Below are 14,683 nucleotides of genomic sequence, written 5' to 3' on the forward strand. Positions count from 1 at the left end.
CGGATGACCGACCACGCGCTCCCCGACGCCCTCGCGGAGATCCGCGACGAGTTCCTCGCGCTCGATGAGCCCGAGCGTCTCCAGCTCCTCCTCGAGTTCGCGAACGAGCTCCCGGAGATCCCCGCGCGCTACGCCGATCACCCGGAGCTCACCGAGCGCGTCGCGGAATGCCAGTCGCCCGTGTTCATCGTGCTCGAGGTCGACGCCGATCGCCGCGTCGCGATGCACGCCACCGCGCCCGCAGAGGCGCCCACGACGCGCGGCTTCGCGAGCATCCTCGCTCAGGGGCTCACGGGCCTCACCGCCGACGAGGCCCTCGCGGTGCCCGATGACTTCCCGCAGACCCTCGGCCTCACCCGCGTCGTGTCGCCGCTGCGGATCTCAGGAATGACCGGGATGCTCCTGCGCGCCAAGCGGCAGATCCGCTCGCGTCTCGTCTGAGGCGGCTCAGGCCCCGCCGACGCCGGGCACGAGCGCCTGCGTGCGCAGCCAGGAGCGGATCGCGCTGTTCCAGCGGTGCTCGTCGAAGTTCCACAGCTTCGTGTGGCGCGCCGTGTGGAAGCGCTCGAGCGTCACGAGGTCGGGGCGCTCGGACGCGAGCCGGTGCGAGGCGTCGGACGGCACGAACCCGTCGTCGTCGCTGTGCAGGAGCAGGATCGGATGCCGCAGCTCCTCCGCGCGGGAGACGATGTCGAGGTCGTCGAGCGAGATCGGGTCGCCGTGGCGCACGACCCGCGACGTCCACTCCTGTCCGAGCGCGCCCATCGCGAGGCGGGTGAAGGGCGACGGGACGCGCAGCTCGCGCGCCTGGAATCCCAGCACGAGCCGCCAGTCCACGACCGGCGACTCCAGCATGACGCCCGCGATCGCGTCGGCGTGCGCCGAGTTGAGCGCGACCTGGAGGACGATCGCCCCGCCCATCGACCACCCCATCAGGACGATCCGGCGGGCTCCGCGCCGCAGCGCCCACGCGACGGCGGCGTCGACGTCGCGCCACTCGGTCGCGCCGAGACCGTACCGGCCCGATCGGCTGCGCGGCGCCTCGCCGTCGTTCCGGTACGAGACGCACAGCACGGGGAGCCCCTCCTCATGGAGGACGGGAACCGCGCGGAGCACCTCGGCGCGGGTCGTCCCGCGCCCGTGGACCGCGACGACCCACGTGTCCGCATCGGGATCCTCGGCCGGGAAGTACCACGCGGGGCACGGCCCGACCGGGGCGCCGATGAACTCGGTCGTGAACGGGAGGTGGAGCTCCTCGGCGCGCTCCCAGTACCAGCCGCTGAAGGCCGCGTACGGCCCGATCTGCGAGCTCGAGTCGACCTGTGTGAGCAGCTTCCTCCGCACGCGCTGTCCGTCCTCCGCGAGGACCGCGCCGAGCTTCAGGTAGTGCTCCGATCCGCCCGTGAAGAGCCCGTAGCGCCCGGGGAGGACTGTATCGGGCGTGCGCGAGAGCGTGATCGTCTGCGCGCCGGTGTCGAACCCGTGGACGGCGACGTCGGCCACGCGCGGGCCGGGCGTGACCGCCTTGCGCGCGATCCGCAGCGAGACGTAGGCGACGGCGCCCGCCACGCCGGCGAGCATGGCGGCGAGCACGGTGAGAGCGGAGCGGAGACCGATGAGGACCGGGGATGCGGCGCGCCTGGGGGTGTTCATGGCACCCTCACTCTAATCTGTCGACGTGACGGGAGATCGGGCGCGCTCAGACGCCTTCGCGGAGGCGGAGGCGGCCGTGCGCTCGGCGACGTTCCGGGGCGATCTCACCGTGCGCGACATCCCGTCGCCGCAGGGTCTGGCGCCCTTCAGCATCGCCCTCGCCGCCGATGTCCGACCCGACGACCACGGCGACTCGCCGTACGGGACCGGCCGGCTCATCCTGCTCCACGACCCCGAGGGGCAGGAGTCATGGGGCGGCAGCTGGCGCATCGTGACGTTCGCCCAGGCTCCCCTCGAACCCGAGATCGGGACCGATCCGCTCCTCGCGGATGTCACCTGGTCGTGGCTCGTCGACGCGCTGGAGACCCGCGGGGCGCCGTACCACTCCCCCTCCGGCACCGCGACGAAGATCCTGTCGAAAGGGTTCGGGGCACTCGCCGCCGAGGGCGACGGCGCGCAGATCGAGCTGCGCGCCTCGTGGTCGCCCGTCGGATCGTTCCGCTCCCACGTCGAGGCCTGGGCCGAGCTCGTCTGCATGCTCGCCGGCCTCCCGCCGGGGTCGGAGGACATCGCCGTGTTCGGCGCCCGGAGGCCCAGATGACCGACCAGCAGCCGGCAGCGGACTTCCCCGTGATCGACGACCCCGCGGTCTTCGCCGAGGCTGTCGAGCGCCTGGCCGCGGGCACCGGCCCCGTGGCCGTCGACGTCGAGCGCGCCTCCGGTTTCCGCTACTCGCAGCGCGCCTACCTCGTGCAGCTCTACCGTCGCGACGGCGGCGTCCTGCTCGTCGACCCGATCGCGGTTCCCGACGTGACGGCCATCCAGCGCCTCCTGGGCGACGAGGAATGGGTGTTCCACGCGGCGAGCCAGGACCTGCCCTCCCTCCGCGAGCTGGGGCTCGACCCTCGACGCATCTTCGACACGGAGCTCGCCGCCCGCCTCCTCGGCTGGGAGCGCGTCGGCCTCGGCGCCGTCGTCGAGGCCGCGCTCGGGATCGAGCTCGCGAAGGCGCACTCGGCCGCCGACTGGTCGACCCGGCCCCTCCCGCGCGCGTGGCTCGAGTACGCGGCGCTCGACGTCCTCCACCTCGTCGACGTGCGCGACCGGCTGGAGGCAGAGCTCGAGGCGTCGGGCAAGGCCGAGTTCGCCCGTCAGGAGTTCGAGGCGACGCTCGCGCGCGAGCCGAAGGCGCCGCGCCCCGACCCGTGGCGGCGCCTGAGCGGACTGCACAAGGTGCGCGGCCGTCGCAATCTCGCGGTCGCTCGCGAGCTGTGGCGCGCGCGCGAGGAGCTCGCGCAGGCTCAGGACGTCTCGCCCGGTCGACTCGTGCCCGATCGCGCGCTCGTCGCCGCGGTGCTGGCCATGCCGCGCACGAAGCAGGCCCTCGCCGGCATCCGCGAGTTCACCGGCCGCGCGAGCCGGACCGAGCTCGACCGCTGGTGGAACGCGATCGTCGCCGGACGCGAGAGCGACGACCTCCCTGCCGAGCGGGTCCCGAGCGATGCGCTGCCGCCCCATCGGGCATGGGCCGACCGCAACCCCGAGGCCGACCAGCGGCTCAAGCAGGCTCGGCCCGACGTCGAGGCGAAGGCCGCCGAGCTGTCGATGCCCACGGAGAACCTCCTCACCCCCGAGACGCTGCGCCGGGTGGCGTGGGAGCCGCCCGCCGTCGTGGATGCCGCCACGGTCAGCGACGCCCTCCGCGCGCAGGGAGCCCGCCCCTGGCAGATCGAGGCCACCGCCGACCTCATCGCCGCCGCGTTTGTGCGCGCCGCGCAAACGCCCGGAGAGCAGGGCGATCCGGCTTCGTAGGTTCATCCCAATCGATGCGGAGACGCGCGCCCGCCCGTGCCTAGGCTGAGGTCAACTGACACAGGGAGGCAGAGTGGCCGAGCTTTCGGATGTCTACTTCGTCGATGGCGTGCGGACCCCGTTCGGGCGCGCCGGCGAGAAGGGCATGTACGCCAACACCCGAGCCGACGACCTCGTCGTCAAGGCGATGATCGGGCTCATGGAGCGCAACGGCGGCGTCCCCGCCGACAGGATCGACGACGTCGCCATCGCGGCCACGTCGCAGACAGGAGACCAGGGCCTGACCCTCGGCCGCACCGCGGCCATCCTCGCGGGACTCCCGCAGACCGTGCCGGGCCTCGCGATCGAGCGGATGTGCGCGGGCGCGATGACGGCGGTCACCACGATGGGCGCGTCGATCGGCGTCGGCATGTACGACCTCGCCATCGCGGGCGGAGTCGAGCACATGGGCCGGCACCCCATCGGGTCGAACGCCGATCCGAATCCGCGCTTCGTCGCCGAGAAGCTCGTCGATCCCGGCGCGCTCAACATGGGCGTCACCGCCGAGCGCATCCACGACCGGTTCCCGCACCTCACGAAGGAGCGCGCCGACCGCTTCGGCATGCTGAGCCAGCAGAAGGTTCAGGCGGCCTACGACGCCGGGCGCATCCAGCCCGATCTCGTCCCGGTCGCGGTGGCGCGCCCTGACGGAGCGTGGGCGCTCGCCACCGAGGACGAGGGACGCCGCCCCGAGACGACGATGGAGGGCCTCGCCTCGCTCAAGACGCCGTTCCGGCCGCACGGGCGCGTCACCGCGGGGACGTCGTCGCCGCTCACCGACGGCGCGACCGTGAGCCTGCTCGCCGGGTCGGCCGCGGTCAAGGAGCTCGGCCTCGCGCCCAAGATGCGGATGGTCTCCTTCGCGTTCGCGGGCGTCCAGCCGGAGATCATGGGCATCGGCCCCATCCCCTCGACCGAGAAGGCCCTCGCGAAGGCGGGGCTCACGATCGACGACATCGGCCTGTTCGAGCTCAACGAGGCCTTCGCGATCCAGGTGCTCTCCTTCCTCGACCACTTCGGGATCGCCGACGACGACCCGCGGGTCAACCCCTGGGGCGGCGCCATCGCGGTCGGGCATCCCCTCGCGGCATCCGGCGTGCGCCTTATGATCCAGCTCGCTGCGCAATTCGCCGAGCACCCCGAGGTGCGCTACGGCCTCACCGCGATGTGCGTCGGGCTCGGTCAGGGCGGCAGCGTCGTGTGGGAGAACCCGCACTACACCGGCAAGAAGAAGCGGAAGTGAGCACGATGACCGACTACTCCTCCATCGACTTCTCCGGGCTCGAGGCGCTCACGGCCGACGAGGTCGTCACGCACTCCCTCGTCAGCGACATCCGCACGCGCGGGGGTCGCACGATCGCGCTCATCACGCTCCACAACGGGCGCGACCACAAGCGGCCGAACACGATCGGCCCGCGCACGCTCGCGGAGCTCGACGGCGTGCTCGAGACGCTGCGGGCACGCGCCGCGGCCGGCGAGATCGATGCGGTGGCGATCACGGGCAAGCCGTACATCTTCGCCGCAGGGGCCGACCTGTCGCAGATCAGCGCTCTGCGCGAGCGGAAGGACGCGCTGCTCATCGCGCAGCAGGGCCACCACGTCCTCGGCAAGCTGTCGGACCTCGGCGTGCCGTCGTTCGCGTTCGTGAACGGGCTGGCGCTCGGCGGCGGGACGGAGATCGCCCTCAACTCCACCTACCGGACCGTCGACTCGTCGGCCGCCGCGATCGCGCTGCCCGAGGTGTTCCTCGGGCTCGTCCCCGGCTGGGGCGGCGCCTATCTCCTCCCGAACCTCATCGGGATCGAGAACGCGCTCGAGGTGGTCATCTCGAACCCGCTCAAGCAGAACCGCACGCTCAAGCCGCAGCAGGCGTTCGAGCTCGGCATCTTCGACGCGATCTTCCCGCCCGCGAACTACCTCGAGGACTCTCTCGCCTGGGCCGACGGCGTGCTCGCCGGGACGATCAAGGTCGAGCGCAGGAACGCCCCGGGAAAGATCGAGCGCCTGACGAAGTGGCCCGTCGCGATCAAGGTCGCGCGCGGGATGCTCGAGAGCCGCATCGGCACGGTCCCCCGCGCGCCCTACCGCGCGCTCGATCTGCTCGACAAGGCGCGCTCCGGCACCCGCGCCGAGGGATTCGCGCGCGAGGACGAGGCGCTCGCCGACCTCATCGCGGGCGATCAGTTCGCCGCCTCGATGTACGCGTTCGACCTCGTGCAGAAGCGCGCGAAGCGGCCCGTGGGCGCCCCCGACCGCTCGCTCGCCCGCAAGGTCACGAAGGTCGGCGTCATCGGCGCGGGCCTCATGGCGAGCCAGTTCGCACTCCTGTTCCTGCGTCGGCTCGAGGTGCCCGTGCTCATCACCGACGTCGATCAGGCGCGTGTCGACAAGGGTCTCGCGTACATCCACGAGGAGATCGCGAAGCTCGAGCAGAAGGGGAGGCTGGACGGCGACGCCGCGAATCGCCTCCGCGCGCTCGTGCACGGCACGATCGACAAGGCCGAGTACGCGGACTGCGACTTCGTCATCGAGGCCGTGTTCGAGGAGACGAAGGTCAAGCAGGACGTCTTCGCCGAGATCGAGCGGATCGTCTCGCCGGAGGCGATCCTCGCGACGAACACGTCGTCGCTCTCGGTCGAGGAGATCGGCTCGGTGCTCGCGCACCCCGAGCGCCTCGTCGGCTTCCACTTCTTCAACCCGGTCGCGGTCATGCCGCTCATCGAGGTCGTCCGCACGCCGCAGGCGAGCGTGGAGGCGCTTGCGACGGCATACGCGGTCGCGAAGGACCTCCGCAAGAACGCGATCGGCTCGGCGGACGCTCCGGGCTTCATCGTCAACCGCCTGCTCGCGAAGGTCATGGGCGAGGCTGCACGCGCGATCGACGAGGGCACGCCGCTGATGACGGTCGAGCGCGCCTTCGCGCCCCTCGGCCTTCCGATGACGCCGTTCCAGCTCATCGACCTCGTGGGCTGGAAGGTCGCAGCCCACGTGCAGGACACGATGGTGTCGCACTTCCCCGACCGCTTCCACGCCTCGGCGAACCTGCACGCTCTCGCCGACCTGCCCCAGGCGGTCGAGAAGGACAGGTCCGGTCGGGTCACCGGCTGGACGAAGGACGCGCAGAAGGCGCTCTCGGTCGGCTCCTCCCCCGTCTCCGAGCAGGAGATCCTCCGTCGAGTCGAGGACGAGCTCGCCCGCGAGATCCGGATCATGCTCGACGAGGGCGTCGTCCCCGAGGTCGAGGACATCGACCTCGCGCTCATCCTGGGCGCCGGATGGCCGTTCATCGACGGCGGCGCCTCGGTCTACCTCGACCGCGTCGGCGCATCCGAGCGCGTGTTCGGCGGCACGTTCCACGATCCCGTGATCCGCGGCGTCGACGCCTGAGACGGCGATCGAGGCGACGACAGCGGGGCGCACCGACACGGTGCGCCCCGCTGTCGCGCCTCAGGAGCTGTTCGCGATGCGGCCGATCTGACCGGTCACGGTCGGCACGCCGCGGCCGTCCTTCTCCGGCCGCGCGACGGGCACGCGGGTGCCGAGCACCTGCGCGACGACGTCCTGGGCGATCTTCGCGGGGGTGAGCCCCGCATCCGCGAGCACCTGATCGCGCGAGGCGTGGTCGATGAAGGCGTCGGGAAGCCCCAGCTCGTCCACCGCGGTGTCGACGCCCGCCTCGCGCAGCACCTGGCGCACGCGCGTCCCGATTCCGCCGACGCGGATGCCGTCCTCGAGGGTGATGACCAGTCGGTGACGCGAGGCGAGCTCGACGATCGACGCGGGAACCGGGACGACCCACCGCGGGTCGACGACGGTCGCGCCGATGCCCTGGGCCCTGAGCCGCCGTGCGACGTCGAGCGCGGTCTCGGCGAAGGTGCCGATCGCGACGATGAGGACGTCCTCCTCGTCACCGCGCGCGAGCACGTCCACGCCGTCGGCAAGGCGCTCGATCGCGGGGATCTCCTCGCCGACCGCCCCCTTCGGGAAGCGGACCACGGTGGGCGCGTCATCGACCGCGACGGCCTCGCGCAGCTCCTCGCGCAGCCGCTCCCCGTCGCGGGGCGCGGCGAGGCGGATGTGCGGGACGATGTGCAGGAGCGCGAGGTCCCACATGCCGTGGTGGCTCGGCCCGTCGGGGCCGGTGACGCCTGCGCGGTCGAGGACGAACGTCACCCCGGCGCGGTGCAGGGCGACGTCCATGAGGACCTGGTCGAACGCGCGGTTCACGAAGGTCGAATACAGGGCGACGACGGGGTGCAGGCCGCCGTAGGCGAGCCCCGCGGCTGACGCGACCGCGTGCTGCTCGGCGATCCCGACGTCGTACACGCGATCGGGGAACCGCTCGGCGAACGGAGCGAGTCCCGTGGGCCGCAGCATCGCGGCTGTGATCGCGATCACCTCGGGGCGCTCCTCGCCCACCTGCACGAGCTCGTCGGCGAACACCTCGGTCCAGCCGCGGCCAGCCGAGGCGCCGATCGGGTCGCCCGTGGCGGGGTCGATGCGCCCGACGGCATGGAACTGGTCGGCCTCGTCGTCGAGGGCGGGCTGGTACCCGCGCCCCTTCTCCGTGATCGCGTGCACGATGACGGGCGCGCCGAACGCCTTCGCGAGCTCGAGCGTCTCGATGAGCGCAGGCAGGTCATGGCCGTCGACCGGGCCGAGGTACTTGATGTCGAGCTGCGAGTACAGCTGACTGTTGTTCGTGAGACGCGACAGGAAGCCGTGGGTCCCCCCGCGCACGCCGCGATACAGTGCGCGGCCGGCCGCGCCGAACTTGCCCGCGAGCCGACCGGACTTCTCGCCGAGGTCGCGGTACACCTCGCCCGTGCGCACGCGGTTCAGGTAGCGGGCCATGCCGCCGATGGTCGGCGCATACGACCGGCCGTTGTCGTTCACGACGATGACGAGGTTGCGCTCGTTGTCGTCGGTGATGTTGTTGAGCGCCTCCCAGGTCATGCCGCCCGTGAGCGCGCCGTCGCCGACGACGGCCACGACATGCCGGTCGCTGCGGCCCGTGCGCTGGAACGCGCGGGAGATGCCGTCCGCCCAGCTCAGCGAGCTCGACGCGTGGGAGGACTCGACGACGTCGTGCTCGCTCTCCGAGCGCTGCGGGTAGCCCGCGAGGCCGCCTCGGGAGCGGAGGCCGGAGAAGTCCTGCCGACCGGTCAGGAGCTTGTGCACGTAGGACTGGTGCCCCGTGTCCCAGATGATCGGGTCGCTCGGGGAGTCGAAGACGCGGTGCAGCGCGATCGTCAGCTCCACGACGCCGAGGTTCGGTCCGAGGTGGCCGCCGGTGCGCGCGACGTTCTCGATGAGGAACGCGCGCACCTCCTCCGCGAGCGTCGCGAGCTCATCGTGCGAGAGCGCGTCGAGGTCGCGGGGCCCCCGGATGCGGTCGAGCAGAGTCATGCTCCGAGCCTACGCCGGGCACCTGGGAGACGGCGCGCGACGGGCCCGGCGACGACGACGGCCCCGGGATCGCTCCCGGGGCCGTCGATGCGCGCGACGCGATGCGTCAGACGAGGCTGCGCAGCACGTACTGCAGGATGCCGCCGTTGCGGTAGTAGTCGGCCTCACCGGGGGTGTCGATGCGGACGACCGCGTCGAACTCCACGGTCTCCTTGCCGGGAGCGGAGTGCTCGCTCGGCGCGGCGGTGACCTTCACGGTCTTCGGCGTGACGCCCTCGTTGAGCTGCTCGAGGCCCTCGATCGAGACGATCTCGGTGCCGTCGAGGCCGAGCGACTCCCAGCTCTCGCCGGCGGGGAACTGCAGCGGGACGACACCCATGCCGATGAGGTTCGAGCGGTGGATGCGCTCGAAGCTCTCCGTGATCACGGCCTTCACGCCGAGCAGGCGCGTGCCCTTGGCCGCCCAGTCGCGCGACGACCCGGAGCCGTACTCCTTGCCGCCGAAGATGACCAGCGGCGTGCCCTGGGCCTGGTAGTTCTGGCTCGCGTCGTAGATGAACGACTGCGGGCCCTCGGGCTGCGTGAAGTCGCGCGTGTAGCCGCCCTCGATCTGCTGGCCGTCGTTGACCGCCTTCACGAGCGCGTTCTTCAGGCGGATGTTCGCGAACGTGCCGCGGATCATCACCTCGTGGTTGCCACGGCGCGAGCCGTACGAGTTGAAGTCGCGCTGCGCGACGCCGTGCTCGGTCAGGTACTGCGCGGCCGGCGTGCCGGCCTTGATGTTGCCCGCGGGGCTGATGTGGTCGGTCGTCACGGAGTCGCCGAGCGTCGCGAGCACGCGAGCGCCGGTGATGTCCTCGACCGGCGTGAGCTCCATCGTCATGCCGTCGAAGTACGGAGCCTTGCGCACGTACGTCGAGCTCTCGTCCCACTCGAAGACCGGGCCGGTCGGAGTGGGCAGGTTCTTCCAGCGCTCGTCGCCGTCGAACACGGTGGCGTACTGCTTGATGAACTGCTCGCGGGAGATCGACGAGTCGATGATCTCCTGCACCTCGTCGGGCGAGGGCCACACGTCCTTGAGGAAGACGTCGTCGCCGTTCTCGTCCTTGCCGAGCGGGTCGGTCTCGAAGTCGAAGTTCATCGAGCCGGCCAGAGCGTAGGCCACCACGAGCGGCGGGCTCGCGAGGTAGTTCATCTTCACGTCGGGGCTGATGCGGCCCTCGAAGTTGCGGTTGCCCGAGAGGACGGCCGTGACGGCCAGGTCGTTCTCGTTGATCGCCGCGGAGACCTCCTCGATGAGCGGTCCCGAGTTGCCGATGCAGATCGTGCAGCCGTAGCCGACGGTGTAGAAGCCGAGGCCCTCGAGGTCCTTGTCGAGGCCCGACTTCTCGTAGTAGTCCGTCACGACCTTCGAGCCGGGGCCCAGCGTCGTCTTCACCCACGGCTTGCGGGTGAGGCCCTTCTCGCGCGCCTTGCGGGCGAGGAGGCCTGCGGCGATCATGACCGACGGGTTCGAGGTGTTGGTGCACGACGTGATGGCGGCCAGGGTGACCGCGCCGTTGTCGAGGAGGTACGACTCGCCCTCGGGCGTGGTCACCTTCACGGGCTGCGACGCCGCGTGCCGCTCGCCGCTCGCGAGCAGGCCCGCCGCCGCGTGCTCGGCGTGCGCCGCGTGCTGCTCCTCGTGCTGGTGCGACACGCCGTTGGCGGGCACGTGCTCGTGCTCCACGCCGGGGGTGCTGCCGGGGTCGGACGCCGGGAAGGTGCCCTCGACCTCGACCGTGTCCTCGGGGAGCGAGGCGTAGTTGAGGATGTCCTTCTGGAACTGCGGCTTGGCCTCCGACAGCAGGATGCGGTCCTGCGGGCGCTTCGGACCCGCGATCGAGGGCACGACGGTGCCGAGGTCGAGCTCCATGTACTCGCTGAAGACGAGCTCGCGCGACGGGTCGTGCCAGAGGTGCTGCTCCTTGGCGTACGCCTCGACCAGGGCGACCGTCTGCTCGTCGCGCCCGGTGAGGCGCAGGTAGTCGAGCGTGACGTCGTCGATCGGGAACATGGCCGCCGTCGAGCCGAACTCGGGGCTCATGTTGCCGATGGTGGCGCGGTTGGCCAGCGGCACGGAGGCGACGCCCTCGCCGTAGAACTCGACGAACTTGCCCACCACGCCGTGCTTGCGCAGCATGTCGGTGATCGTGAGCACGACGTCGGTCGCGGTCACGCCGGCGGGGATGTCGCCCGTGAGCTTGAAGCCCACGACGCGCGGGATGAGCATCGACACCGGCTGGCCGAGCATGGCGGCCTCGGCCTCGATGCCGCCGACGCCCCAGCCCAGCACGCCGAGGCCGTTGACCATGGTCGTGTGCGAGTCGGTGCCGACGCAGGTGTCGGGGTACGCGCGCAGCACGCCGTCGACGGTGCGGTCGTAGACGACCTTCGCCAGGTGCTCGATGTTCACCTGGTGCACGATGCCGGTGCCGGGGGGAACGACCTTGAAGTCCTGGAACGCGGTCTGGCCCCAGCGGAGGAACTGGTAGCGCTCGCCGTTGCGCTCGTACTCGATCTCGACGTTGCGCTCGAGGGCGTTCTCGGTGCCGAAGAGGTCGGCGATGACCGAGTGGTCGATGACCATCTCGGCGGGCGAGAGCGGGTTGATCCTGTCGGGGTCGCCACCGAGGGCCGTGACGGCCTCGCGCATGGTCGCGAGGTCGACGATGCAGGGCACGCCCGTGAAGTCCTGCATCACGACGCGAGCCGGCGTGAACTGGATCTCCGTGTTCGGCTCGGCATTCGGGTCCCACGAGCCCAGGGCGCTGATCTGCTCCTTGGTGATGTTCGCGCCGTCCTCGGTGCGAAGCAGGTTCTCGAGGAGGACCTTGAGGCTGAAGGGGAGCTTCTCGAAGCCGGCGACCGCGTCGAGGCGGAAGATCTCGTAGTCGGTGCTGCCGACCGTCAGGGTGCTCTTCGCACCGAAGCTGTTCACCGTGGACACGGGCTGTCTCCTCCTGGTCGACCGCGCACTTACGCCCCCATCATGCTCGCCGCTGAGCGCGTCGGCTAGGAAGGCGGACCTTACCGGCCGCGGCCGGGCGACAGGTTCCCCGAAGTGCGCAATTTATCTCGATGTCAAGATAAATCTACCACGCGCCCGCGGCCGGTCCCCGTCGCGCCGCGCTCAGCCTTCGCTTCGGCCGTACAGCGCGCGCACGGCGAGCCAGGTGACGGCGACCATGGGCGCGAACAGCGGCAGCCCCATGACGATCTTGAGGGTGCCGAGGGCCGTGACGTCGCCCGCGAAGTAGAGCGGCAGCTGCACGGCGAGCCGCGCGAAGAAGAGCGCGGCCCATGCGATGCCCAGCCAGAAGAACACCCGCCGCTTGCGCCGGTCGGCGCGCCACGCCGTCCCCTCGCCCATCAGGAAGCCGGCCGCGAGGCCGATGAGCGACCAGCCGACGAGCGCCGAGACGAGCAGCGCCGTGCCGTAGAGGCCGTTCGTCAGGAACCCCGGGACGAAGTTGTCCTCGCCGCGCCCCGTCCACAGCGCGAGCGCCGCCGCGGCGGCGGCCGCGACGAGGCCTCCGATCGCGGCGGAAGGGGGCGACTTCTGGACGAGACGCACGACCGTGAACACCGCCGCGACGCCGACCGAGACCCCGAGCGCGAGAGCGAGGGCGTCGGGCCGCAGCGTGAAGAGGACGACGAAGGCGAGGCTCGGCAGCACCGACTCGAGCACGCCGCGCCAGCCGCCCATCGCCTTCCAGACGACGTGGCCGGTGCTCCGCTCCTCAGCGGGGTCCAGCCCCATGCGGCGCGCGGCGTCGCCGAGTGCCGCTCCGAGTGCGTCGGACGCGCGCGGCGGCTCGAGGGGCGTCTCGTCCCCCCGGTCGTCCTGTCCGGTCACGCCGCGCCCGGCGTCTGCGGCATCTTGAGCGGGATGAGGTCGCGCGGCGGCATGGGAGCGCCGCCGCGCACGACGACGATCGAGCGGAAGAGGTCCTCGATCCGCTCCGCCGCCTCGGGGTCGCTCGTCGCGCGCCCGCCCACGACGCCGCGCAGGAACCAGCGCGGGCCGTCCACTCCGATGAAGCGGGCGAGGCGCTTCTCCGCGCTGCCGCCACCCGCGACGACCGGCACCTCGGCGAGGAGCTCGGGGCCGAGGGGTCCCTCGCGCTCCTCGACCCGCCCGCCCTGCTGACGCACCTGGTCGCGGATCTGGTCTCGCGTCTCATCCCACAGTCCGCTGGACCGCGGCGCCGCGAACGGCTGGACCTGGAGCGTGGACTCGGCGTAGTCGAGCCCGACCGCGACGATGCGCTTGGACTGCTCCTCGACCTCGAGCCGGAGGTTGAGGCCCTCGCGCGGCAGGATCTTGATGCCGCCGAGATCGATGTACGGGCGGACCGGGTTGGCCTCGCTCTCGTCGAACGGCCCCTCCTCGGCGCGATTGCGGGTCGTCGCGGGCGCGGCCTCGCCCTCGGGGACGGCGATCTCGTCGTTCTGCGGCGCGCTCTCGTCGCTCATGCCACTCCTCGTGTCTCGTAGCCGGTCGAGCCGAATCCGCCGACCCCGCGCACGGAGTCGGGCAGCTCGTCGACCGGGATGAATCGGGCGCGCGGGACGGGCATCAGGATGAGCTGAGCGATGCGGTCCCCCGCGGTGATCTGGTACGCCTCTCGGGCGTCGGTGTTCAGGAGGGCGACCTTGATCTCGCCCCGGTAGCCCGCATCGATCGTGCCCGGCGCGTTCACGATCGTGATGCCGTGCTTGGCCGCGAGCCCGCTGCGCGGGACGACGAACGCGGCGTAGCCCTCGGGCAGCGCGATGCGCACGCCGGTGCCGACGAGCGCACGCTCTCCCGGCTCGAGGAGCACCGACTCGCTCGCGACGAGGTCCGCCCCGGCGTCGCCGGGGTGCGCGTACGCGGGAGCCTCTGATGCGACAATGGGGACGTCAACGATATCGGTCACGCAACGAGGGTAATGCAGAACACAGTGTCGTCCCCGAACAGCGCGTCGGCCGCGGGCGCCGCCGCCGTCTACCGCGAGCGGCTCTCCCCGTCGCTCTGGCTGCTCGCGTCGGCCGCGATCGCCGCGCCCATGGTGTCGCTCGTCTTCGTGCGCCTCGATCCGTCGATCGCCCTCGCACTGGGGGCGATCGTGGCCGTCGGCGTCATCGCCCTGCTCATCGCATCGTCGCCCGTCGTGGAGGTGCGCGACGGCATGCTGCGCGCAGGACGGGCGCGCATCGAAGTGGAGCTCCTCGGCGAGCCGGCGGCGCTCACGGGCGACGAGGCGAAGGCGGCGCGGGGAGCCGGGCTCGACCCGCGCGGGTGGTATCTCGTGCGAGGCGGGATCGACCCGGTCGTCGTGGTCCCGGTCATCGACCCGGACGATCCCGTCTCGTCGTGGACGATCTCCACGCGCACCCCCGACCGCCTCGCGGCGGCCGTGGTGCGCGCGCAGATCACGCAGCGCAGTCGCGGCAGATAGGCCCGTCGGCGCCGTCGTGGTCGAGCTGCGAGCGGTGCTTCACGAGGAAGCAGCTCATGCAGGTGAACTCATCCTCCTGCGGCGGGAGCACGACGACATCGAGCTCGACATTGGACAGGTCGGCGCCCGGCAGGTCGAAGCTCGACGGGTTGTCCGCGTCCTCCGAGTCGATGGATCCCGCGTTATCGGGGCGGCGCGCCTTGAGCGCCTCGATCGACTCGTTGTTGTCGTCTTCGCTCTTGCGTGGGGCGTCGTAGTCGGTTGCCATCGGAGGGCGTCACTTC

Annotated in this window: 13 protein-coding genes; 6 read left to right on the forward strand and 7 right to left on the reverse strand. The window is 71.4% G+C overall.

The annotated features are described in order from the left end of the window. Positions 1-3 precede the first annotated feature (3 nt). Positions 4-441 carry a SufE family protein gene (locus M1D46_RS12030; RefSeq protein ID WP_271172069.1) on the forward strand — a complete coding sequence of 146 codons (438 nt, stop codon included), beginning with the start codon at positions 4-6 and terminating at the stop codon, positions 439-441. 6 nt (positions 442-447) lie between these two features. Here M1D46_RS12030 and M1D46_RS12035 read toward each other — a convergent pair whose 3' ends face one another. Further along, positions 448-1,653: an alpha/beta hydrolase family protein gene (locus M1D46_RS12035; RefSeq protein WP_456285649.1), complete on the reverse strand. Its 1,206-nt coding sequence runs from the start codon at positions 1,651-1,653 to the stop codon at positions 448-450. A gap of 25 nt (positions 1,654-1,678) precedes the next feature. Here M1D46_RS12035 and M1D46_RS12040 point away from each other — a divergent pair, with 25 nt between their 5' ends. The 4 genes from M1D46_RS12040 to M1D46_RS12055 all read left to right on the forward strand — a co-directional run bounded on the left by M1D46_RS12040 (position 1,679) and on the right by M1D46_RS12055 (position 6,891). After that, positions 1,679-2,254 (forward strand): DUF3000 domain-containing protein, encoded by a 576-nt coding sequence (locus M1D46_RS12040; protein ID WP_456285650.1) that lies wholly within the window; start codon positions 1,679-1,681, stop codon positions 2,252-2,254. Then, a complete protein-coding gene (locus tag M1D46_RS12045; RefSeq protein ID WP_456285651.1) occupies positions 2,251-3,465 on the forward strand; it encodes a ribonuclease D in 1,215 nt (404 codons plus the stop codon). Before M1D46_RS12040 ends, M1D46_RS12045 begins: the two co-directional genes overlap by 4 nt. A gap of 73 nt (positions 3,466-3,538) precedes the next feature. Then, positions 3,539-4,747: a thiolase family protein gene (locus tag M1D46_RS12050; protein WP_271172073.1), complete on the forward strand. Its 1,209-nt coding sequence runs from the start codon at positions 3,539-3,541 to the stop codon at positions 4,745-4,747. Between the two features lie 5 nt (positions 4,748-4,752). After that, positions 4,753-6,891, forward strand: coding sequence for a 3-hydroxyacyl-CoA dehydrogenase NAD-binding domain-containing protein (locus M1D46_RS12055; RefSeq protein WP_324014862.1), 2,139 nt, complete (start codon positions 4,753-4,755; stop codon positions 6,889-6,891). A gap of 60 nt (positions 6,892-6,951) precedes the next feature. Here the strand turns inward: M1D46_RS12055 and dxs are convergent, their stop codons facing one another. From dxs to dut, 5 genes are all read right to left on the reverse strand, one after another. Continuing rightward, complete coding sequence (gene dxs, locus M1D46_RS12060; protein WP_324014590.1) at positions 6,952-8,913, reverse strand: 1-deoxy-D-xylulose-5-phosphate synthase; 1,962 nt, start codon at positions 8,911-8,913, stop codon at positions 6,952-6,954. Between the two features lie 106 nt (positions 8,914-9,019). Next, positions 9,020-11,902 carry an aconitate hydratase gene (locus tag M1D46_RS12065; RefSeq protein ID WP_271172075.1) on the reverse strand — a complete coding sequence of 961 codons (2,883 nt, stop codon included), beginning with the start codon at positions 11,900-11,902 and terminating at the stop codon, positions 9,020-9,022. Positions 11,903-12,085: 183 nt separating this feature from the next. Continuing rightward, the gene (locus M1D46_RS12070) at positions 12,086-12,811 is read right to left on the reverse strand and encodes a DUF3159 domain-containing protein (RefSeq protein ID WP_456285652.1); all 726 of its coding nucleotides are present in this window, start codon (positions 12,809-12,811) and stop codon (positions 12,086-12,088) included. Next, positions 12,808-13,431, reverse strand: coding sequence for a DUF3710 domain-containing protein (locus tag M1D46_RS12075; protein ID WP_271172077.1), 624 nt, complete (start codon positions 13,429-13,431; stop codon positions 12,808-12,810). Before M1D46_RS12075 ends, M1D46_RS12070 begins: the two co-directional genes overlap by 4 nt. Further along, entirely contained in the window at positions 13,428-13,877 is a 450-nt protein-coding gene (dut, locus tag M1D46_RS12080) for a dUTP diphosphatase (protein ID WP_282977938.1), read from the reverse strand. Before dut ends, M1D46_RS12075 begins: the two co-directional genes overlap by 4 nt. Before the next feature lie 12 nt (positions 13,878-13,889). Here dut and M1D46_RS12085 point away from each other — a divergent pair, with 12 nt between their 5' ends. Then, the gene (locus tag M1D46_RS12085) at positions 13,890-14,399 is read left to right on the forward strand and encodes a DUF3093 family protein (RefSeq protein ID WP_271172079.1); all 510 of its coding nucleotides are present in this window, start codon (positions 13,890-13,892) and stop codon (positions 14,397-14,399) included. Here M1D46_RS12085 and M1D46_RS12090 read toward each other — a convergent pair. Continuing rightward, complete coding sequence (locus M1D46_RS12090; RefSeq protein ID WP_271172080.1) at positions 14,374-14,667, reverse strand: DUF4193 domain-containing protein; 294 nt, start codon at positions 14,665-14,667, stop codon at positions 14,374-14,376. The genes M1D46_RS12085 and M1D46_RS12090 overlap by 26 nt on opposite strands. Positions 14,668-14,683: the final 16 nt, after the last annotated feature.

This window comes from Microbacterium sp. JZ70 (assembly GCF_053903225.1).